The sequence below is a fragment of the Streptomyces sp. R-74717 genome, from assembly GCF_047305335.1.
GTDB classification, from domain to species: Bacteria; Actinomycetota; Actinomycetes; order Streptomycetales; family Streptomycetaceae; genus Streptomyces; species Streptomyces atratus.
On the sequence record NZ_CP102361.1, the window covers coordinates 3,633,412 to 3,653,360 of the forward strand.

At 69.4% G+C, this 19,949-nt stretch carries 21 protein-coding genes and 1 pseudogene; 13 read left to right on the top strand and 9 right to left on the bottom strand.

Features of this window, described 5'->3' with window-relative positions:
- Positions 1-2 precede the first annotated feature (2 nt).
- Positions 3-965 (bottom strand): alpha/beta fold hydrolase, encoded by a 963-nt coding sequence (locus NRF20_RS16260; protein WP_398632339.1) that lies wholly within the window; start codon positions 963-965, stop codon positions 3-5.
- Positions 966-1,074: 109 nt separating this feature from the next.
- Between NRF20_RS16260 and NRF20_RS16265 the strand changes: the two genes are divergently transcribed.
- From NRF20_RS16265 to NRF20_RS16280, 4 genes are all read left to right on the top strand, one after another.
- The gene (locus NRF20_RS16265; protein ID WP_266358163.1) at positions 1,075-1,287 is read left to right on the top strand and encodes a hypothetical protein; all 213 of its coding nucleotides are present in this window, start codon (positions 1,075-1,077) and stop codon (positions 1,285-1,287) included.
- 168 nt (positions 1,288-1,455) lie between these two features.
- Positions 1,456-2,097: a TetR/AcrR family transcriptional regulator gene (locus NRF20_RS16270; RefSeq protein ID WP_030915445.1), complete on the top strand. Its 642-nt coding sequence runs from the start codon at positions 1,456-1,458 to the stop codon at positions 2,095-2,097.
- Positions 2,098-2,239: 142 nt separating this feature from the next.
- Positions 2,240-2,467, top strand: coding sequence for a DUF3107 domain-containing protein (locus NRF20_RS16275; protein ID WP_218105578.1), 228 nt, complete (start codon positions 2,240-2,242; stop codon positions 2,465-2,467).
- A gap of 222 nt (positions 2,468-2,689) precedes the next feature.
- Complete coding sequence (locus NRF20_RS16280; protein ID WP_398632340.1) at positions 2,690-2,959, top strand: hypothetical protein; 270 nt, start codon at positions 2,690-2,692, stop codon at positions 2,957-2,959.
- A 50-nt stretch (positions 2,960-3,009) separates the two neighbouring features.
- Here NRF20_RS16280 and NRF20_RS16285 read toward each other — a convergent pair whose 3' ends face one another.
- Positions 3,010-3,723, bottom strand: coding sequence for a ferritin-like fold-containing protein (locus NRF20_RS16285; protein ID WP_398632341.1), 714 nt, complete (start codon positions 3,721-3,723; stop codon positions 3,010-3,012).
- Between the two features lie 619 nt (positions 3,724-4,342).
- Here NRF20_RS16285 and NRF20_RS16290 point away from each other — a divergent pair.
- Together NRF20_RS16290 and NRF20_RS16295 are read left to right on the top strand one after the other, a co-directional pair.
- The gene (locus tag NRF20_RS16290) at positions 4,343-6,190 is read left to right on the top strand and encodes a DEAD/DEAH box helicase (RefSeq protein ID WP_413752797.1); all 1,848 of its coding nucleotides are present in this window, start codon (positions 4,343-4,345) and stop codon (positions 6,188-6,190) included.
- A gap of 132 nt (positions 6,191-6,322) precedes the next feature.
- On the top strand, positions 6,323-7,171 hold the full coding sequence (locus NRF20_RS16295) for an alpha/beta fold hydrolase (protein ID WP_413752798.1): 849 nt from the start codon (positions 6,323-6,325) through the stop codon (positions 7,169-7,171).
- A 17-nt stretch (positions 7,172-7,188) separates the two neighbouring features.
- Here NRF20_RS16295 and NRF20_RS16300 read toward each other — a convergent pair whose 3' ends face one another.
- On the bottom strand, positions 7,189-8,076 hold the full coding sequence (locus tag NRF20_RS16300) for an NYN domain-containing protein (protein ID WP_093897496.1): 888 nt from the start codon (positions 8,074-8,076) through the stop codon (positions 7,189-7,191).
- Between the two features lie 221 nt (positions 8,077-8,297).
- On the opposite strand from NRF20_RS16300, the gene NRF20_RS16305 reads away from it, so the two are divergent.
- Positions 8,298-8,450, top strand: a complete 153-nt coding sequence (locus tag NRF20_RS16305; protein WP_198676864.1) for a hypothetical protein — start codon at positions 8,298-8,300, stop codon at positions 8,448-8,450.
- Positions 8,451-8,527: 77 nt separating this feature from the next.
- Here the strand turns inward: NRF20_RS16305 and NRF20_RS16310 are convergent, their stop codons facing one another.
- From NRF20_RS16310 to NRF20_RS16320, 3 genes are all read right to left on the bottom strand, one after another.
- Positions 8,528-9,133 carry a MarC family protein gene (locus tag NRF20_RS16310; RefSeq protein WP_093897497.1) on the bottom strand — a complete coding sequence of 202 codons (606 nt, stop codon included), beginning with the start codon at positions 9,131-9,133 and terminating at the stop codon, positions 8,528-8,530.
- Positions 9,134-9,314: 181 nt separating this feature from the next.
- A complete protein-coding gene (locus tag NRF20_RS16315; protein ID WP_398632344.1) occupies positions 9,315-10,181 on the bottom strand; it encodes a PHP domain-containing protein in 867 nt (288 codons plus the stop codon).
- A gap of 110 nt (positions 10,182-10,291) precedes the next feature.
- Positions 10,292-10,930, bottom strand: a complete 639-nt coding sequence (locus NRF20_RS16320) for a DUF6758 family protein (RefSeq protein ID WP_266358173.1) — start codon at positions 10,928-10,930, stop codon at positions 10,292-10,294.
- A gap of 158 nt (positions 10,931-11,088) precedes the next feature.
- On the opposite strand from NRF20_RS16320, the pseudogene NRF20_RS16325 reads away from it, so the two are divergent.
- Positions 11,089-12,320: pseudogene (locus tag NRF20_RS16325) on the top strand (MFS transporter).
- Between the two features lie 101 nt (positions 12,321-12,421).
- On the opposite strand, the gene NRF20_RS16330 reads toward NRF20_RS16325, so the two are convergent.
- Positions 12,422-13,006, bottom strand: a complete 585-nt coding sequence (locus NRF20_RS16330) for a suppressor of fused domain protein (protein WP_398632346.1) — start codon at positions 13,004-13,006, stop codon at positions 12,422-12,424.
- Positions 13,007-13,415: 409 nt separating this feature from the next.
- Here NRF20_RS16330 and NRF20_RS16335 point away from each other — a divergent pair, with 409 nt between their 5' ends.
- Both NRF20_RS16335 and NRF20_RS16340 read left to right on the top strand, forming a co-directional pair.
- On the top strand, positions 13,416-14,531 hold the full coding sequence (locus NRF20_RS16335; protein ID WP_266358178.1) for a magnesium and cobalt transport protein CorA: 1,116 nt from the start codon (positions 13,416-13,418) through the stop codon (positions 14,529-14,531).
- Between the two features lie 12 nt (positions 14,532-14,543).
- Complete coding sequence (locus tag NRF20_RS16340; RefSeq protein WP_398632347.1) at positions 14,544-15,065, top strand: hypothetical protein; 522 nt, start codon at positions 14,544-14,546, stop codon at positions 15,063-15,065.
- A 95-nt stretch (positions 15,066-15,160) separates the two neighbouring features.
- Here the strand turns inward: NRF20_RS16340 and NRF20_RS16345 are convergent, their stop codons facing one another.
- Positions 15,161-15,928, bottom strand: coding sequence for a hypothetical protein (locus NRF20_RS16345; RefSeq protein WP_413752799.1), 768 nt, complete (start codon positions 15,926-15,928; stop codon positions 15,161-15,163).
- A 203-nt stretch (positions 15,929-16,131) separates the two neighbouring features.
- Between NRF20_RS16345 and NRF20_RS16350 the strand changes: the two genes are divergently transcribed.
- Genes NRF20_RS16350 through NRF20_RS16360 form a run of 3 tightly spaced genes read left to right on the top strand, consistent with a single transcriptional unit; the run spans position 16,132 to position 19,131 of the window.
- Positions 16,132-17,406: a magnesium transporter MgtE N-terminal domain-containing protein gene (locus NRF20_RS16350; protein ID WP_413752800.1), complete on the top strand. Its 1,275-nt coding sequence runs from the start codon at positions 16,132-16,134 to the stop codon at positions 17,404-17,406.
- Complete coding sequence (locus NRF20_RS16355; protein ID WP_413752801.1) at positions 17,396-17,953, top strand: DUF1003 domain-containing protein; 558 nt, start codon at positions 17,396-17,398, stop codon at positions 17,951-17,953. Before NRF20_RS16350 ends, NRF20_RS16355 begins: the two co-directional genes overlap by 11 nt.
- A 44-nt stretch (positions 17,954-17,997) precedes the next feature.
- A complete protein-coding gene (locus NRF20_RS16360; protein ID WP_398632351.1) occupies positions 17,998-19,131 on the top strand; it encodes an Mrp/NBP35 family ATP-binding protein in 1,134 nt (377 codons plus the stop codon).
- Between the two features lie 152 nt (positions 19,132-19,283).
- Here NRF20_RS16360 and NRF20_RS16365 read toward each other — a convergent pair whose 3' ends face one another.
- The gene (locus NRF20_RS16365; protein WP_398632352.1) at positions 19,284-19,943 is read right to left on the bottom strand and encodes a hypothetical protein; all 660 of its coding nucleotides are present in this window, start codon (positions 19,941-19,943) and stop codon (positions 19,284-19,286) included.
- Between the last annotated feature and the right edge of the window lie 6 nt (positions 19,944-19,949).

Below are 19,949 nucleotides of genomic sequence, written 5' to 3' on the forward strand. Positions count from 1 at the left end.
GATCAGCTCCCGCCACGTTCGTCGAGCAGCTCCCGGAACGCCTGGGCGACCGCCTCCGGGTACTCCATCATCGCCACGTGCCCCGCGTCGGGCAGTGTCAGCAGCCGCGAATCGCGGAAGGCCGCGGACGCCCTGCGTGCCATCCGGTACGAGACCAGCTGGTCCCGTCCGCCGTACACGAGCTGGGTCGGTGCGAGCACCCGCTCGGCCTGGCGCCACAGTCCGTGCTGCCCGCCCAGCGTGTACGCATCGACGATGCCACGTGCCGAGCGCGCCATCGCGTCCCAGAAGTACGGCAACTCCAGCCGGCGCTCCATTTCGGCCACCGCTTCACGGAAGCCCGATTCGGAGACGCGCGCCGGATCGCCGTAACAGAGTGCCATGACGCCGCGCGTGCGCTCTTCCGCGGTCCAGTCCCTGGTCATCCTGGCGAACAGGGTTGCGACGCCCGGAACGGCGAGCAGTCCGGTCGGTACGGCGGGCCACTGCACCCGGATCTCGGGGAGCGCGGGCGAGATGAGGGTGAGGGTGCGCACCAGGTCGGGGCGGACCGCGGCAACCCGGGTGGCCACGGCACCGCCGAGCGAATTGCCGAACAGATGGACGGGCCCGCGCTCCCCCGCGTCGAGGAACCGGATCACGGCACGGGCATGCCCGGTGACCGAGTAGTTGCCGTCGTCCGGCGGCGGCGAGTCGCCGAAACCGGGCAGGTCGACCGCCTCGCCGTCCACCAGGCCCTGGAGCAGCGGCATCAGCGCCGCCCAGTTCTGCGAGGAGCCGCCGAGCCCGTGCACATAGAGCGCGGGCGGCAGCCCGGTCCGCTCCGGCGGCCGGGATCGGACGGTCAGCGTCAGTCCGGGCAGCGCGACGGAGCGCAGCTTCTCCCCCTCCGCGACGCCGACGGCGCTCGCCGTGGGGGCCACCGCGGTGGCGGCGCGGACTCCCGGCAGCTCGGTCGAAGACATGCGGCAATGTTACGAGACGATCACACCGCGGTTCATGTGTTCGCGGTCACACACCGCATAGCGGCTCGCAGGGGTAGCTCCTAGGCTCGAAGCAAGGAAGGGAGTCACCATGACGGTCGACCCCAGCGACCCGGAGACCTTCGAGGACATCCAGCCGGACGAACCGGACCAGGAGACGCCCCGGGCGGACGCCGCCGAGCAGCAGGCCGATCTCCAGCAGCGGCAGGACGAACCGCTGGACATCGACCGGGACAGTGCCAATGAGGCCGATGCGGCGGAGCAGGCTCGTGTGGTCACACAGGATGAAGATGATTACCGCTGATACGCCCCGCTTTGCCCCATCGGTCGACGAATCTGTGGCTACCGCAGCCGTCCGGTCCGTGAAATTCTGCGTCCGCGCCGCGCACACCCGGGTTACCCAAAAGTACGATGGCTGTACGGCGCAGCGTGCATGGAAAAGCTGTGTCCGATCACAATTTTGGGAGGCGGCGTGACAGCCATCGAGCAGACCGAGGCGGCGCGCCCGCGGGGCACTCGACTGCCTCGCCGCGCCCGACGCAACCAGCTGCTGGGCGCCGCGCAAGAAGTATTTGTGGCGCAGGGTTACCACTCCGCCGCGATGGACGACATCGCCGAGCGGGCAGGGGTCAGCAAGCCGGTGCTCTATCAGCACTTCCCGGGCAAGCTGGAGCTCTATCTGGCCCTGCTCGACCAGCACTGCGAGTCGCTGCTCCAGGCGGTCCGTACGGCGCTGGCGTCGACGACCGACAACAAGCTGCGCGTCGCCGCGACGATGGACGCGTACTTCGCATACGTCGAGGACGAGGGCGGCGCCTTCCGGCTGGTCTTCGAGTCGGATCTGACCAATGAGCCCGCGGTGCGCGAGCGCGTCGACCGGGTCTCGCTGCAGTGCGCGGAGGCCATCTCCGACGTCATCGCCGGCGACACGGGACTGTCCAAGGACGAGTCCATGCTGCTCGCGGTGGGTCTGGGCGGTGTCTCCCAGGTGGTCGCCCGCTACTGGCTCTCCAGCCAGTCCGCCATTCCGCGGGACACAGCGGTGCAGCTGCTCACTTCGCTGGCCTGGCGGGGCATCGCGGGCTTCCCGCTGCACGGCATCGATCAGCACTGACGGAAGCCGCCGGGTGCGGCCGGCGCCCGTGTTCGCTGCGGGCGTTGCCCGCCGACCGCTGGCGGGTCCCCTCAGCGGGCTAATGTGTGCTGCGTACGGCGCGGTTCACCGCGCAGGGACTGACCGTCGGAGGGACATAGCCGTGGAGGTCAAGATCGGGGTGCAGCACACGCCCCGGGAGATCGTTCTGGAGAGCGGGCTTTCCGCCGAAGAGGTCGAGAGCACGGTCGCCGAGGCTCTCACCGGTAAGGCGCAGCTGCTCAGCCTCACGGACGAGAAGGGCCGCAAGGTCCTGGTGCCGGCCGACCGGATCGCGTACGTGGAGATCGGCGAGCCGAGCACGCGCCGCGTGGGGTTCGGCGCGCTGTAGGCAGCACGCTCGAAGCGGTGACCGTGGCAGCGGCCCGGTGGGAATTCCCCATCGGGCCGCTTTCCGTTCCGGCCCGCTTTTCGGCCCGCGTCCGCGTCCGCGTTTCCGTCAGCCGGGCGATTCCTGTGCGAACCCTGTTCAAGGAGGGTTGCGTACCGCAACCCTCGGGTAGTACCGCTAACGACCGATTTACCCGCCCCGCAACTCGCGAGGTGATCATCTGTGATCTTGGAATTCCTCGGCTCCGCTGTGCTCGGGCTCGCCCTCGCCTGGGTGGCGCTCCGCTCGCTGCCGCACCGGCTCCCGTCCCGCCGTGCCGTCTTCACCACCGGCGCTCTGGGAGCGGTGTTCGGTGCGTTTCTCATGCACTCGGTGCTGGGCCCGGACCACGTCGTGGCCACGCTGATCGGCTCGGTGCTGATCGGGGCCGTGACGCTCTCGCTGCTGGTCCGCCCCGGTAACCACCGCCTGAGCCGATCAGCGGCGGCCTGAAGCCGTCCGACACCTGCGGGGACGAACGCCGGACGGCCCCGGTGAACCGACTACGCGGCGAGCCCGAGCGCGGCCATCCGCTTGGTGTGCGCCTCGGTGATCCGCGAGAACATCCGCCCGACCTCCGCCAGGTCGAACCCGTCGGCCACACCCCCGACGAGCATCGTCGACAGTGCGTCGCGGTCGGCCACCACTCGCTGTGCCTGCGAGAGCGCCTCGCCCATCAGCCGGCGCGCCCACAGCGCGAGCCGCCCGCCGACACGCGGGTCGGCCTCGATCGCGGCACGCACCTTCTCGACGGCGAAGTTGCCGTGCCCCGTGTCGTCGAGCACGGCGAGGACGAGGGAGCGGGTGTCCGAGTCGAGCCGGGCGGCGACCTCACGGTAGAAGTCACTGGCGATCGAGTCGCCGACGTAGGCCTTGACCAGGCCCTCCAGCCAGTCCGACGGCGCGGTCTGGCGGTGGAAGTCGTCGAGCGCCTTGGCGAACGGCTCCATCGCGCCCGTCGGCTCCACCTCGATCGCGGTCAGCCGGTCCGTCAGCCGCTCGAAGTGATGGAATTCGGCGGAGGCCATCTTTGCCAGCTCCGCCTTGTCGGCCAGCGTCGGCGCGAGTTTGGCGTCCTCGGCGAGCCGCTCGAAGGCCGCCAGCTCCCCGTACGCAAGTGCTCCGAGCAGGTCGACAACCGCCGCCCTGTATTGCGGGTCGGCAGAGGCCTGCTCCCAGCCCTGGGCAGCGACCTGCGTGTGCTCGCTTTCGGCCACGGCAATCCTTTCTGAATCGGCTGTGATGCATCGCATACAGCTGATAGCTTCCCTACTGCGCTTCGCCGCGCCGGGCAGGGCTTGTCCGTCATGAAGCTGTCTGGCAGCCAAGTGAGAAGCCCCTCCGGGGAGGAGTCACGAAGCGCAGAATAGTCCGCGCTCAGCTTGAGGGAAGACCCTGTCCGGTCATTGTCGGACAGGCCCTCTCGTGACGTACCACCCAACACATGTGCGTGAATCCGGGGTACAGTGGTATTGCGCTACTGAGTATTTTGGATGTACCTGCGGCGTGAACGAAATCCAATGAGGATGCCCGGTCGGTGGCCCGATCGGCTCCGACCCGACAGCCCTCCACGCGGGGCGTACGCCATGTGCGACCGCAGATGAGGGGCCCCCTCAGCGGCACGAGCGCTCGAGCGACGGCAGTGGTCCCGCGCCACCCGGCCCATCCACGGCCGGATGACCAACCCCGGCACGGTACGACCCCCAGCGTTCGCCTCGGACCGCGTCTCACAGAAGAGGCAGCACCCTGACTACGTTCCGAGAACTCGGGATCCTTCCCGAGACGGCCGAGGCCCTTGAGGCCGTCGGCATTGTGTCCCCCTTTCCCATCCAGGAGATGACGCTCCCCGTCGCACTCTCCGGCTCCGATGTCATCGGACAGGCCAAGACCGGTACCGGCAAGACGCTCGGTTTCGGTCTTCCGCTGCTGGAGCGCGTCACCGTCCCCGCAGATGTCGAGGCGGGCCGGGCCCAGCCCGAGCAGCTGACCGAGGCACCGCAGGCGCTGGTCGTCGTCCCCACCCGCGAGCTCTGCCAGCAGGTCACCAACGACCTGCTGACCGCCGGCAAGGTGCGTAACGTCCGCGTTCTCGCGATCTACGGCGGCCGCGCGTACGAGCCGCAGGTCGAGGCCCTGAAGAAGGGCGTCGATGTGATCGTCGGCACCCCGGGCCGACTGCTCGACCTCGCCGGACAGCGCAAGCTCGACCTCTCGCACGTCCGCGCACTCGTGCTCGACGAGGCCGACGAGATGCTCGACCTGGGCTTTCTGCCCGACGTCGAGAAGATCATCACCATGCTTCCGCCGAAGCGGCAGACGATGCTGTTCTCGGCGACCATGCCGGGCGCCGTCATCGGCCTCGCGCGGCGCTACATGTCTCAGCCGACGCACATCCGCGCCACCTCGCCCGACGGTGAGGGCGCGACCGTCGCGAACATCTCGCAGCATGTCTTCCGGGCCCACTCGATGGACAAGCCCGAGATGGTCTCCCGCATCCTGCAGGCCAACGGCCGCGGACTCGCGATGATCTTCTGCCGTACGAAGCGCACGGCCGCCGACATCGCCGAGCAGCTGGAGAAGCGCGGTTTCGCGTCCGGCGCAGTCCACGGCGACCTGGGCCAGGGTGCCCGCGAGCAGGCGCTGCGCGCGTTCCGCAACGGCAAGGTGGACGTGCTCGTCTGCACGGACGTGGCGGCCCGCGGTATCGATGTCGAGGGCGTGACCCACGTCATCAACTATCAGTCGCCGGAGGACGAGAAGACGTACCTCCACCGCATCGGCCGGACCGGCCGTGCGGGCGCCAAGGGCATCGCGATCACGCTGGTCGACTGGGACGACATCCCGCGCTGGCAGCTGATCAACAAGGCGCTGGACCTGAAGTTCAACGACCCGGTCGAGACGTACTCCACCTCGCCGCACCTCTTCGAGGAGCTCGACATCCCGGCCGGCACCAAGGGTGTCCTGCCGCGTGCCGAGCGGACCCGTGCGGGTCTGCGGGCCGAGGAGATCGAGGACCTGGGCGAGACGGGCGGCCGCGGTCGCAAGTCCTCCGCCACGTCCTCGGCGCCCGCCGTCCGTGAGGAGCGTGCGCCGCGTACGCCGCGTCAGCGTCGTCGTACGCGGGGCGGCTCCGCGGTCGAGGAGGCCGCCGCCACCGCCGCCACGGTGCCGGCCCCGTCCACCGAGGTGGACGACGCCCCGTCGGAGCCGCGTACGCCGCGCCGCCGTCGCCGTACCCGCGTCGGTACCCCGGACGTCGCAGCCGAGGCCGCTGTGACCACGGTGGAGGCTCCGGCCACCGCCGTCGCCACGACGACCGAGGTCGAGGCCGAGCCCGCGACCGAGACCAAGCCGCGCCGCCGCCGCACCCGGGCCGCCGTCGTGAAGCCGGTCGCGGACGAGGTCGACTTCCAGATCGCGCCCATCGCCGAGCCGGTGCCCGAGGCGAGGACGGTGACCAAGCCGCGTCGCCGCGCCCGCGTCATCAAGCCTGCCGAGGACGAGGTCGATTTCCAGATCGCGCCGATCTCCGAGCCCAACCCGGAGACCAAGCCGCGTCGCCGCACCCGTGCGGCGGCCAAGCCGAAGACGGAGGCTGTGGCCCAGGCCCCGGCCGCCGAGGGCGAGGCGAAGCCGCGGAGGCGGCGGGCGCCGCGTGCGGCTGCCGCCAGGACCGAGGGCTGAGCACGGAGCTCTGATCGATCCGGGGCTCCGCCCCGGACCCTGCTCCTCGAACGCCTGAGGGGCTTGATTTCGCCGGACGGGCTTGAGGGCATCCTCAAGCCCGTCCGGCGTTCGAGGACATAACCTCGTCCCATGAGTCGGCCGCCCACCTTCGCCCCGCCCCCCTGCGCCCACGCCCGCCAGCTCCGCACCGCGCGCGGGGACTTCGCCGTGCTGGACGCCTCGCCGCGCACCGCACCGCGCGGTACCGCCCTCCTGCTGCCCGGTTACACAGGCAGCAAGGAGGACTTCATCGCACTCCTCGAACCGCTCTGTGCCGCCGGGTACCGGACCGTCGCCGTGGACGGTCGCGGGCAGTACGAAACCGAGGGGACGACCCGTCAAGAGGACTACGCACAGGGCGAGTTGGCCCGCGATGCGCTCGCGCAGGCCACCGCTCCCGGCGTCGGCGGCGAGGGCCCCGTGCATCTGGTCGGGCACTCGCTCGGCGGGCAGATCGCCCGCGCCGCCGTACTGCTGGACGCCTCACCGTTCCGTTCACTGACCCTCATGTCGTCCGGACCGGCACAGGTCACCGAGGCCCAGCAGCTCAAGGTGAAGATGCTCGGCGACGCACTCGCGACGCTGAGCATGGCCGAGGTGTGGGAGGCGATGCGCGCCCTCGATCCGCCCGAGGACGCGGCGACGGACGGCGAGGCTCTGCGCCGGCGCTGGCTGCGCCACCAGCCCGCCCAGCTGCTCGCCACCGGCCGCCAGCTGGTGACCGAGCCGGACCGGGTGACCGAACTCGCCGCCGTACCTCTGCCCCTCCATGTGCTCTCCGGCGAGCGCGACGACACCTGGCCGGTGCCACTGCTCGACGAGATGGCCCAGCGGCTGGGCGCGCACCGCACCCGGATCGCGGGCGCCGAGCACTCCCCCAATACGGACCGTCCCGAGCAGACGGCGGCCGCGCTCGTCTCCTTCTGGGACGGCCTGTAGGCGACGGGCGTCAGAACTCAGTACTGCGCCTGCAGGTGCTGCCAGAAACCGTCACGCAGCGCCCGCCGCAGATGTGCGTGGCCACGCAGCGAGTGCTGCAGCAGCCGTTCGGCCTCGACCAACAGGTCCTGGTCGACGGAGCCCGGCAGGTACGGATGTCCGGGCAGCAGATCCGCGAGGGACTCACGGCCCCGGGCGGCCAGCCAGGCAGCGGCGATCTGCGCACCGACGAAGCGAACGTCTTCGCGCGAGGGCGCGGGGGTGTCGTCCTCGTAGGTGGTGACGGGGCGTCTGGTGACGTACGGGCGGCAGAAGTCCAAGTCGAAGGTGCGCTGGCTGTCGACCTCCCAGAGCAGCGGTTCGGCCTGATTGCGCCCCTCCCCCGCCTCGATGCCCCACAGGTGCACCCGGGCCCCGTATCCCTGCGCCGCCTCGACCGCTGACACCAGGTCCTCGTCGCCGCCGACCAGCGCCGCGTCGCTGATGGCGCGGTGCCGGGCGAGCGATTCGAGGTCGGTGCGGATGAGTGAGTCGACGCCCTTCTGCTGGTTGTTGGCGTTGAGGTTGCCGAGTCTGACCTTGACGTCGGGAAGTTCGGCGATGGACTGCTGCTCGACGGTGTGGATGCGTCGCCTGGCTCCGTCGTACCAGTACACGCGCAGCAGTCTGCTGTCCGCGAAGATCGTGCGGGCCTTGTCGATGAAGGCCTCGATCAGCCCTTCCGCGTCGAGGTCGAAGGAGCGGCGGTCCTCGGTGCCGGTGACGAGCAGTCCGGCCGCGGCGTACACATAGCCCGCGTCCACGAAGATCGCGTGGGTGGAGGGTGTCTTCGACACCTCGGCGAGCACGCGCTGGAGCAGCTCGTTGGTGCGGTCCAGGCGCTCACGGATCTCTGCCTCGTTCATTCGGGCCTCGTCGTGGGCCTCGTCGCCGGATCGCGCTCGGTGAACTGCTGGTACTTAGACATCCAAAAAATTTCCTTAGCGTAGGGAATGTTTGCAGGAGGCAAGCCGTTGTACACCTCGTGGAGCGCAAGACATAGGTGTCGGGCGCTCTCATCCTTGCGGACGGGTCACCCGTCCTCCCAGTAGTTCTCCAGCAGGAGGATCAGACGAAGGGAAGCCTTATGCGCTTCGAGATCATGCGACTCGACGATGTCGACGGTACCGCCGTGGACAGCACCGTCGTGGACGCCGCCTCCGTCAACCGGATCGTGCAGCAGGCCGCAGCCATAGGCCAGCGCATCTATATCCGCCCGGCCGAAAGCTCGGCTTCGTAACGCATTACGACGCTCAAAGACGAAGCGCCCCCGTACGGAAGGTCCGTACGGGGGCGCTGTGGTGTCCGCGAGCACCGTCAGGAGTTCTGGATGACCTGGGTGACCCCGTTGATGATCTGCTGCACGGCGATGGCGGAGAGCATCATTCCGGCGAGCCTGGTCACCAGCACGACACCGCCGTCCTTGATGACCCGGATGATGAGCAGCGAGTAGCGCATGGTCAGCCAGAGCACGATGTGCATGGCGATGATCGCCGACCAGACCGAGATCTGGCTTCCCACGCTGTCGGCGTGCTGCACCGCGAGGATCACCGACACGATCGCACCAGGCCCGGCAAGCAGCGGCATGCCCAGCGGTACGAGCGCCACATTGACATCCTTGGTCTGCGTCGGCTCGTCGGTCTTGCCGGTCAGTAGATCGAGCGCGATCAGCAGCAGAAGCAGTCCGCCCGCGATCATCAGGGCGGGTACGGAGACATGCAGATAGTCGAGGATCTGCTGGCCGAGCACACCGAAGACGGCGATCACACCGAAGGCGACGGCCACCGCCTGCAGCGCCATCCTGCGCTGCATCTTCGCGGGGCGGCCGGCGGTGAGGGCAAGAAAGATCGGGGTGATCCCAGGGGGATCCATAATCACAAAAAGCGTGAGAAAAAGGGATCCGAAGACAGCGACGTCGAACACAGTGAGCCTTGCGAGAAGAGAGCGAGAAATGACCTGAAGGAGCGCACCCCGAAGCCATGACGGCGGCCTGGCGGCCGGGTGCGCGGAAGTGGAACGCAGTAGTGGGACGAGTGGCGGTACGCGTCCGGCCGCTCGGCAGGGCGGCGAGGGGCTTCACGCCCCGGCGACGACGCGTGCGTCGTTACGCGGGGCGGGGTCCGCCGGCGCCCGGCACCGGGAAGGCTCCCGTGGCGCGCCGGGTGATCTCGCCGTAGATCTCGGGGTCGGTGGTGTACTCGCCGAGTCCGACGGGCTTGCGGCTGCCGTGGTAGTCGCTGGACCCGGTCGTCAGCAGCCCCAGCTCCCGGGCGAGCCCGCGCAGCCTGGCCCTGGTCGGCTCGTCGTGGTCCATATGGTCGACCTCGATGCCGTCGAGGCCTGCGGCGGCGAGCCGCGCGATCGACGACTCGGGCATTACCTCACCGCGCTTGACGGCGAGCGGGTGGGCGAAGACGGTGACGCCACCGGCGGCCTTGACCAGCCGGATCGCGTCGAAGGGGTCGAGTTCGTGCTTCTCGGCGTACGCGCGTCCGCCGTTCGCGAGCCATTCGGGCGTGAAGGCGTCGGAGACTGTCTCGACGACACCCAGCTCGACGAGCGCGGTGGCGATGTGCGGCCTGCCGACCGATCCGTCCCCGGCGATCCTCGCGACCTGTTCCCACTCGACCGGAACGCCGAGCGCCTGGAGCTTGCCCACCATGGTCCGGGCGCGCGGCACCCGGTCGTCCCGTACCAGCTCGCGTTCGCGTGCCAGCTCGGGCTCATCGGGGTCGAAGAGGTACGCCAGCATGTGGAGGCTCACGCCGTCGATCCGGCAGGAGAGCTCGGCGCCGGTGACGAGGGTGAGCCCCTCCGGAAGGGCGGCGATCGCCTCGACGTGGCCGCGCACGGTGTCGTGGTCGGTGAGGGCGATGACGTCGAGGCCTGCGGCCGCTGCACCCAGCATGAGCTCGGCGGGGGTGTCCGTACCGTCCGACGCGCTGGAGTGGGTATGCAGGTCGATGCGCACGACGCGTACTCCAGTGCTCGGGCCGGACAAGGGGACATCCAAGGATAACCGGCATTCGAGCGGTGCCCTGCGGGCACCCGAGGTGCCAGGGCCGGTTCGCCGGGCAGGCCCTAGTTGAGCAGGCGCGGCGTGAGCGCCCCGCACGGTACGAGGTCCATCTCACCCCCGGCCTCGCGCAGATCGGCGAGCACCAGCTCGTCGTACATCAGGAGCCCCGACTGCTCGGGCCAGACGATCGCCCAGAGCCAGAGCCCACGCGCCTCGCCCGCGAAGACCGCCCGGTCCTCGGGCGCTCCCTTGACGTTCCAGAGCGGGGTGGGGCGGCCGGCGGCGAGCATCTTCACGTCCGGCGGGCCGTCGACGTGCAGATAGGGGCCGGGGTCGAGGCCGTCGATCCCGGCGTAGCGCGCCCCGAGTCCGACGCCGAGTTCCTCGGTGACGAGCAGCAGCTCCCCGATACCGCCGACGGGACCGGGGCCGGAACAGGCGACGACGGTGGCGCGACCACCACTGCGGTCGTCACCCGCGCTCGCCACACCGGTGAACAGCCAGCCCACCGGCAGCGGCCAGGGCATCCACACCGGGACCTGGGCGCGCTGCACCACCACACTCAGCGCCTCGACGCTGGGCGGGATGACCGGCTGCAGCGGCTGCACACTGCCGTGCACCGCGCACTGCCAGGTGTCGGAAAAGAGACCGGGCGCCCTGACCCGGCCTCCACACTTCGGGCAACTGGGTTCGCCCCTCATAGCGTCCAACGGTCCTCCAGGACCGTCGCCGCGTCAAGGATGATCACCCGTCCGCAGCGCGGTTCCTGCCAGCAACAATTAGATGTAACTTGCATTCATTAGCCCCTCTAACTTATTCTGTGCATAACGCAACGATCTAATGGAGAGCGAGAAGACCCATGCAGGGAGAGGATCCGTTCGATCAGGAGCGGGCAGCATCCTGCGCCAGCCGAAGGCCGTCTGGGCCACGGCGGGCGCGTCTGTTGTCGCATTCATGGGAATCGGCCTGGTGGACCCGATTCTCCCGTCCATCGCCAAGGGCCTGGAGGCGACGCCGAGCCAGGTGTCACTGCTCTTCACCTCGTACTTCCTGATCACCGCCGTGGCGATGCTCGTCACCGGCTTCGTGTCCAGCCGGATCGGCGGACGCAAGACGCTCCTGACCGGCCTCGCGCTCGTCGTCGTCTTCGCCGCGCTCTCCGGCACCTCGTCGTCCGTCGCCGAACTCGTCGGCTTCCGGGCCGGCTGGGGACTGGGCAACGCGCTCTTCGTATCGACCGCGCTCGCCGTGATCGTCGGTGCGGCGGCCGGCGGCAGCTCGGCGGCGATCCTGCTCTACGAGTCGGCGCTCGGTCTCGGCATGGCCTGCGGACCGCTGCTCGGCGCCCTGCTCGGTGACGTCAGCTGGCGCTACCCGTTCTTCGGCACGGCCGCGCTGATGGCGATCGGCTTCATCTGCATCACGGCGTTCCTGAAGGAGCAGCCCAAGCCCGCAAGGAAGACCTCGCTGCTCGACCCGATCAAGGCGCTCGGCCACGGCGGCCTGGCCTCCGTCGCGACCTCGGCGTTCTTCTACAACTACGCGTTCTTCACGATCCTGGCGTTCACACCGTTCGTGCTGAACATGACGCCGTACAAGTCGGGCGCGGTCTTCTTCGCCTGGGGTCTGCTGCTCGCGGTCTTCTCGGTGCTCGTCGCCCCGCGACTGCAGAAGCGCTTCGGGTCGCTGAAGGTGCTCGGCGCCTCGCTGGTACTGCTCGCCGTCGACCTCGTGATCCTGGGATACGGCAACCACACAGCCGCCATCGCCTGCACGATCGTCTCCGGCGCCTTCATCGGCATGAACAACACCGTCTACACGGAGCTGGCGCTCGGTGTGTCGGACGCGCCGCGCCCGGTGGCGAGCGCGGGTTACAACTTCGTCCGCTGGTTCGCCGCGGCCGCCGCCCCGTACCTCGCACCGAAGATCGAGGAGTGGAGCAACATCCACATCCCGTTCGTGGTCGCCGCGATCGCGGCCGTCGTCGGTGCGGTCGTCGTCTGGGTCCGGCGTACGGCGCTGACCCACGAGGCAGAGGAGCTGGAGCCCAAGCACGCCACCGAGGACGGCGTCACGGTCTTCGCCAACTGACCGCGACGAAACCCGGTTCTGCCCCGCCCGCGGCCCCCCTCCTGGCTGCGCGGCGGGGCTTCCCGTATGCCCGGCACCACTCAGCCGGTCGGTCCTGCGTCTCAGTCCAGCGCCACGGAGGCACGCAGCGGATCACGCAGATCCATCCCGTGCGACAGCCACCGCTCCTGCAGCTCCTGCGCCCCGCGGACCCGCTTCCACGCCGCCTCGTTGTGCGTCATCGGCAGCAGCGGCAGGAACCGCACCGGCTCCATCGGCTCGTCCAGCTCGAGGTCCTCGACCAGACCTCCCGACTCGGCGACCAGCACGGAGCTGAACGGCGCCCCGGGCCAGAGCGGTTCACCGAGGTCCAGCGAGGCGCCGGGCGCCACGATCAACCCCTCGACCTGCGGCGAGGCCGCCAGCACCGCCAGCCCGCGGAGGACCTTGTCGGTGTCGGCAAGACCGGCCCGCACGGAGAGGACCAGCTCGGCGCGTGGTCCCTTCACCGGGTCCGCGAGGGCCGCGGTCGGATCGGCCATCGGCTGTGCGGACATGCCGAGCGTGGCGTAGCGCACCACATCACGGTCGGTGAAGCGGAGCACCTCGATGCGGTCCGTCCCGAGAAACGTCACTGCGGCGCGCGCGTCCGGTTCGCCGAGGGCCGTCAGCAGCCGGGCCTCGACCAGAGCAAGAATTTCTCCCATCCTGCGAGCATAGGACGCGTATGGAACGGGCAAAGTAAAAGATTGGCCCTCAGTCGGCTGATAGTCTTGGCCGCTGGTCGGGGCAGCACGCAGAAGCGTCGCTCTCAGTCCCGACGACACGTCATCCCCCACGGGGGACCGGCTGGAGGAGGTGGGGCTGCAATGGATCGAAGTCGACCGTGCAGTACCAACCGCTCTTCCGCTCCTCACCTCTCTTCGGTGATCTGAAGCCTTCTCGGTCAAGGCCCATGGCATTGCGCACGACGGAAGAGCACCCCTTTTTTGCCTGTCTGTAGCGAACGCCGTCATCGCGCCGCTGCGGTGCCGCCCGCTTTGCGGACGTGAGCACACGTCCCCATTCCGGGCTGTTCCACGTGCCCGACGACGGCCCTCCGTGAAGGAGCCAGCCATGTCGATGATCCGCGACCTGCGCGCCGCCGTGCGCCCGTCCCTGCGCAAGAGCAACGCCCTGCACAACAGTTACGACACCACCCGTGACCCGTCCGCCTCCAGCGCGGTCGTCGACTGCGCGGTCTACCGCGACGGACGGCGCGTGGAGACCGGAACCTGCCGCACGCCGCACGAGGCGATGCTCCAGGTGCGCGAGGAGGGCGGCTTCGCCTGGATCGGCCTGCACGAGCCGACCGAGGAGGAATTCGCCGGTATCGCCCGCGAGTTCGGCCTCCACCCGCTCGCCGTCGAGGACGCCGTCCACGCCCACCAGCGGCCGAAGCTGGAGCGGTACGACGACACTCTCTTCACCGTCTTCAAGACCATCCACTACGTCGAACACACCGAGCTCACCGCGACCAGCGAGGTCGTCGAGACCGGCGAGGTGATGTGCTTCACCGGCCGGGACTTCGTCATCACCGTCCGGCACGGCGGCCACGGCTCGCTGCGTGCACTGAGGCACCGGCTGCAGGACGACCCCGAGCTGCTCGCCAAGGGGCCCTCCGCGGTCCTGCACTCCATCGCCGACCATGTCGTCGACGGCTACATCGCGGTGGCGGGCGCCGTCCAGGACGACATCGACGAGGTGGAGATCGAGGTCTTCTCCACCCCCGCGAAGGGCAGCCCGCGCGGCTCGGACGCCGGCCGGATCTACCAGCTCAAGCGTGAGGTCCTGGAGTTCAAGCGGGCAGTGTCGCCGCTGCTGCGGCCGATGCAGCTGCTGAGCGAGCGGCCGATGCGGCTGATCGACCCCGACATCCAGAAGTACTTCCGCGACGTCGCCGACCACCTGGCGCGGGTACACGAAGAAGTCATCGGCTTCGACGAACTGCTGAACTCGATCCTCCAGGCCAACCTGGCGCAGGCGACCGTCGCGCAGAACGAGGACATGCGCAAGATCACGTCCTGGGCGGCCATCGTCGCCGTACCGACGATGATCTGCGGCGTCTACGGCATGAATTTCAAGCACATGCCCGAGCTGGGCTGGAGGTACGGCTACCCGATGGTGCTGGGCGTCATCGGAGTGGTCTGCTTCTCCATCCACCGCACACTCAAGCGCAACGGCTGGCTCTAATAGAGTTCGGGTATGACTGCTGCTGCCGCTGACGTGCCGCTGGGCCGGGCTCTCGTCGAGGAGGCCACCAAGAAGTCGGGCCTCATCTGGGTGCGGGGCACCGGGCCCGCACGGGCGCTGTGGCACGTGTGGCACGAGGGTGCGGCGCATCTGGTCGGCGACGGCCCCGGCGAGCAGCCGCTCCCGGCCGGTCTCGGCGACGGGTCCGCCGCCGAGGTGACCGTGCGGAGCAAGGACAAGGGCGGCCGGCTGGTCGCCTGGACGGCCGCCGTGGCAGAGCTCGCACCGCACTCCGAGGAATGGGAGGCCGCCGTCGCCGAGCTCAAGGGCAAGCGGCTGAACGCACCGGACGCCGAACAGATGACGGAGCGGTGGGCGCGCGAATGCCGGGTGCTGCGGCTGACACCCGGCGAATTCCGTACGGAACTGCCGGACGGCTCGCTGGCCGCCGTGCCCCTGCCGACGCCCGCGACCACGCGGCGGCCGGTGCCGGCCGGACTGCCGCGGCTGCTGAAGCGGGCACGCAAGGGCTGACCGGGGCAGGGCCTGTCCGCCGCTGATCCACCGGGCAGAGCCTCTGATCCGCCGGACGGGGCCACCTCCTGGACCGCGTGCCGTGCGGCCCGCTCTCAGGAGGACGTCTTGGGCAGCTGCTGCCCGTAGTCGACCGTGTCGCCCTTCGCCGGGGCCTCCAGCGTGAAGTCCTTGCCCCAGTCCGACAGCGTCACGATCCCCCCGCCGCCGCCGCGCGCGAAACGCAGCGGATACGGCGTGCCCTCCAGCGAGACGTCGAGCGTTCCGCCCTCGCCCTTGCCACCCATGATCTGAACGGTCCGGGTCGGTCCGACCTTCCCCCGGTCGCCCTTGTTGAGGGTGCCGTGCACGGTGAGCAACCCGTCGAGCAGGGTCTCCTTGTCCGTGAAACCGCGCAGCTGCTTGTACGTGGGGTCGTCCTCGGGCACCTTCACGTACTTGTCCTGGAGCTTGTCCGCGGCCGCCCCGCCCGCGTCGTTGTCGGCGCCGGACTTCTCGTCGTGGCTCCAGAACCCCGAGTCCGCCTTCAGATAGAGCTCGTCACCGATCCGCAGCAGCTCGAAGGTGCTGTTCTTCGAGACGACGGAGCCGATGCCGCCCTTCTCCTTGAGCTGCATATTGAGCTTGTACGTGCCGCCCTTGCTGACCAGCGTCCCGGCGAGGCGCACCGCATCGGCGGAGTCTGCTGCGGTCTGCGCCTTCTTCTCGATCTCCGTGGCGGCGAGCTTGCCGACGCCGTTGGTCCCCTTGTCCGGATCCTCGCCCCCGCACGCCGTGAGAGCGGCGGTCAGCCCCGCGCAGAGCACAACGGCGAGCGTGGTCCGGCGGCGTCGGGCCCGGACGGGCGGAACGGAAGAGGTCACGGGCGCACTGCCTCTCATCTGCATGGCGGGGGTGGCAGACGGCAGCGTACCTGTGCCGTTCACGCCTTCCGGCAGAGAGCCGTACGGACGGATCCACCGGGGCAGCCCGGAGCGGTACGGGCTAGCCTGATCCCGTCATAACGGTTAATTAGCTGTCAAACGGACCGGACAGAGAAGTCGTACACGGAAGAAGGAGGCGCACCATGGCGGCAGGCGCCTCCCGGGTCTTCGTCTCGCACCTCGCCGGCGTCCCGGTCTTCGACCCCAACGGCGATCAGGTGGGCCGCGTCCGCGACCTGGTCGCGATGTTGCGGGTCGGCGACAGGCCGCCCCGGCTGCTCGGCCTGGTCGTCGAGGTGCTCAGCCGCCGCCGGATCTTCCTCCCTATGACCCGGGTGACGGGGATCGAGTCCGGTCAGGTCATCACCACCGGTGTCGTCAACATGCGGCGCTTCGAACAGCGGCCCACCGAACGCCTGGTGCTCGGCGAGTTCCTCGACCGACGGGTCCACCTCGTGGAGACCGGTGAGGAGGTCACCGTCCTCGATGTCTCCGTGTCGCAGCTTCCGGCCCGTCGCGACTGGGAGATCGACAAGTACTTCGTGCGCAAGGGCAAGGGCGGGGCGCTGCGGCGCAAGGGCGAGACCCTGACGGTCGAATGGTCGGCGGTCAGTGGTTTCTCGCTGGAGGAGGACGGGCAGGGCGCCGAGTCCCTGGTCGCCACGTTCGAGCAGCTGCGCCCGACCGACGTGGCCAACGCGCTGCACCATCTGTCGCCGAAGCGACGAGCCGAGGTAGCGGCTGCGCTCGACGACGACCGGCTCGCCGACGTACTGGAGGAGCTGCCCGAGGACGACCAGGTGGAGATCATCGGCAAGCTCCAGGAGGAGCGTGCCGCCGATGTCCTGGAGGCCATGGACCCGGACGACGCGGCCGACCTGCTGTCCGAACTGCCCGAGGAGGACAAGGAGCGGCTGCTGGCCCTGATGCGTCCGGACGACGCGGCGGATGTGCGACGCCTCATGGCGTACGCGGAACGGACCGCCGGCGGTCTGATGACCACCGAGCCGATCATTCTGCGGCCGGACGCGACGGTCGCCGACGCGCTCGCACGGGTCCGGCAGGCGGATCTGTCCCCCGCACTCGCCGCCCAGGTGTACGTGTGCCGCTCGCCGGACGAGACACCGACCGGCAAGTACCTGGGCACCGTGCACTTCCAGCGGCTGCTGCGGGATCCCCCGTACGCCCTGGTCAGCTCGATCGTCGACAGCGATCTCGTCCCCCTCACCCCGGACACCCCTTTGTCGGCCGTGACGAGCTATCTGGCCGCGTACAACCTGGTCTCGGTGCCGGTCGTGGACGAGAGCGGATCCCTGCTCGGCGCTGTGACCGTCGACGACGTACTCGACCACCTGCTGCCCGAGGACTGGCGGGAGACCGACTTCCACGGTGAGGAGGAGGTCGCACGTGGCCGCTGAGGACCGCACGAAGGGGACGCCGACGGGTGCCTCGGGCATCGCGCGCCCGCCCCGTTCCCGGCTGGACCAGCCGAAGGCCCCGCGGCGGCGGCTGCTTCCCGAGTACGACCCCGAGACGTTCGGCCGGTTCTCCGAGCGGATCGCCCGCTTCCTGGGCACCTGGCGCTTCATCTCCTGGATGACGCTGGTCATCATCGTCTGGGTGCTGTGGAACATCTTCGCGCCGACGGCATGGCGGTACGACCAGTACCCGTTCATCTTCCTGACGCTGATGCTCTCGCTCCAGGCCTCGTACGCGGCCCCGCTGATCCTGCTCGCGCAGAACCGGCAGGCCGACCGCGACCGGGTCACCTACGAGCAGGACCGCAAGCAGAACGAGCGCTCCATCGCGGACACCGAGTACCTCACCCGCGAGATCGCGGCACTGCGGATGGGGCTCGGCGAGGTCGCCACCCGCGACTGGATCCGCTCCGAACTGGAAGACCTCATGAGGGACCTGGGCGGCCGGCATGCCCTACTCCCGGCCGAGAGTGACGAAGACCGCTGAGGGGGCTACTCGCGCGTAGCAGCAGGCGCCGTAACATCGTCCGTATGGCTACGGAAGACGCGGTGCTTGAGGCACTGGCGACAGTGAACGACCCGGAGATCCACCGTCCGATCACCGAACTCGGCATGGTGAAGTCGGTCGAGATCGATGCTGACGGTGCGGTCGCTGTCACGGTGTATCTCACGGTGTCCGGCTGCCCGATGCGCGAGACCATCACCAAGAACGTGACCGAAGCGGTGGCGAAGGTCGAAGGCGTCACACGCGTCGACGTCACGCTCGACGTGATGAGCGACGAACAGCGCAAGGAACTCGCGTCCTCACTGCGCGGCGGCACGGCTGAGCGCGAAGTGCCGTTCGCCAAGCCCGGCTCGCTGACCCGGGTCTACGCGGTGGCATCCGGCAAGGGCGGCGTCGGCAAGTCGTCGGTCACGGTGAACCTGGCGGCCGCGATGGCGGCCGACGGCCTCAAGGTCGGTGTCGTGGACGCGGACATCTACGGGCACAGCGTGCCGCGGATGCTCGGCGCGGACGGCAAGCCGACCCAGGTCGAGAACATGATCATGCCGCCGTCGGCGCACGGCGTGAAGGTCATCTCCATCGGCATGTTCACCCCGGGCAACGCCCCGGTGGTGTGGCGCGGACCGATGCTGCACCGAGCACTCCAGCAGTTCCTCGCCGATGTGTACTGGGGCGACCTGGACGTCCTGCTGCTCGACCTGCCGCCGGGCACCGGTGACATCGCGATCTCGGTGGCACAGCTCGTGCCGAACGCCGAGATCCTGGTCGTCACGACCCCGCAGCAGGCCGCGGCCGAGGTGGCCGAGCGGGCCGGTTCGATCGCCGTGCAGACCCACCAGAAGATCGTCGGTGTCGTCGAGAACATGTCGGGGCTTCCGTGCCCGCACTGCGACGAGATGGTCGACGTGTTCGGTACCGGCGGTGGCCGGAAGGTCGCCGAGGGCCTGACGAGGACGGTCGGCGCGGAGGTGCCGGTGCTCGGCTCCATCCCGATCGACGTACGGCTGCGCGAGGGTGGCGACGAGGGCAAGCCGGTCGTCCTGTCCGACCCCGACTCCCCGGCCGGCAAGGCACTCCGCACCATCGCGGACAAGCTGGGAGGCCGTCAGCGCGGCCTGGCGGGCATGTCGCTGGGAATCACCCCGCGCAACAAGTTCTGAGCGGGGACGAAGGCATCGCCGGACGGGCCTGGTTTCCGGGCCCGTCCGGCGAAACCGAGCCTGGTCGGCGTTTGAGGACATCTTCGAGCCCGGCCGGCGATCGACGACAAAGCGGCAACCGGCCATGACCGGTCACCGCCCACCGCCCCGGCCTACGCGTACGTCGTGATGTCGCCGACCACCGAGAACCCCAGCCCGTACGCGCTCATCCCCCGCCCGTACGCCCCGATGTGCACCCCGCCGTGCGCCGACCCCGCCAGCACCCAGCCGAACTCGGACTCGCGGTAGTGGAACGGCAGCGGGACACCGTCCACCGGCAGCGACAGCGCCGACCATGCGGGACCGTCGAGATCGTCGGCGAGTTCGAACGCAGTCTCCGTCTGCTGGTCCAGCCAGTCGTCACGCAGTGTGTGATCCATCTGCGGGGGCCATGTACAGGCGAGCAGGCCGGACCCGGCCAGCCAGGCCGCGGAGGAGACAGTGGTCGCGTCCAGAACCCCCGTACCGTCACCGCTGCGCCGCACCGGGCTGCTGCCCACTGTCACGACGACGGCGAATCGTTGTTTCTCGACACCCGCGTCGGCCCGTACCGACGGCTCGTCACCGTGCCCGATGGAACCGTGCTGCACAGTGCCGTCCGCCGCGGTTCCCACCTGCATCCGCCAACGCGGCCCGGTGAAGGCCTCGTCCAGTCCGTACCAGGGAAACGGAGCTGCCAGATAACCGTCGACAGTACGCCGGGCCGCCGATACCCCTTCTGCGGTGACTGTGCTCGGCGCACCTTCCGCGCCCACCCGACTGGTCGTCTCCATCTGCCC

Bases quoted from the DNA above. Each gene is read 5' to 3' on its own strand.
- NRF20_RS16295 (WP_413752798.1), top strand. From the start codon at position 6,323: ATGAGTCGGCCGCCCACCTTCGCCCCGCCCCCCTGCGCCCACGCCCGC.
- NRF20_RS16350 (WP_413752800.1), top strand. From the start codon at position 16,132: ATGGCGGCAGGCGCCTCCCGGGTCTTCGTCTCGCACCTCGCCGGCGTC.
- NRF20_RS16330 (WP_398632346.1), bottom strand. From the start codon at position 13,006: ATGGGAGAAATTCTTGCTCTGGTCGAGGCCCGGCTGCTGACGGCCCTC.
- NRF20_RS16290 (WP_413752797.1), top strand. From the start codon at position 4,343: ATGACGCTCCCCGTCGCACTCTCCGGCTCCGATGTCATCGGACAGGCC.
- NRF20_RS16305 (WP_198676864.1), top strand. From the start codon at position 8,298: ATGCGCTTCGAGATCATGCGACTCGACGATGTCGACGGTACCGCCGTG.
- NRF20_RS16320 (WP_266358173.1), bottom strand. From the start codon at position 10,930: ATGAGGGGCGAACCCAGTTGCCCGAAGTGTGGAGGCCGGGTCAGGGCG.
- NRF20_RS16360 (WP_398632351.1), top strand. From the start codon at position 17,998: ATGGCTACGGAAGACGCGGTGCTTGAGGCACTGGCGACAGTGAACGAC.
- NRF20_RS16260 (WP_398632339.1), bottom strand. From the start codon at position 965: ATGTCTTCGACCGAGCTGCCGGGAGTCCGCGCCGCCACCGCGGTGGCC.
- NRF20_RS16340 (WP_398632347.1), top strand. From the start codon at position 14,544: ATGACTGCTGCTGCCGCTGACGTGCCGCTGGGCCGGGCTCTCGTCGAG.
- NRF20_RS16265 (WP_266358163.1), top strand. From the start codon at position 1,075: ATGACGGTCGACCCCAGCGACCCGGAGACCTTCGAGGACATCCAGCCG.
- NRF20_RS16335 (WP_266358178.1), top strand. From the start codon at position 13,416: ATGTCGATGATCCGCGACCTGCGCGCCGCCGTGCGCCCGTCCCTGCGC.
- NRF20_RS16365 (WP_398632352.1), bottom strand. From the start codon at position 19,943: ATGGAGACGACCAGTCGGGTGGGCGCGGAAGGTGCGCCGAGCACAGTC.
- NRF20_RS16300 (WP_093897496.1), bottom strand. From the start codon at position 8,076: ATGAACGAGGCAGAGATCCGTGAGCGCCTGGACCGCACCAACGAGCTG.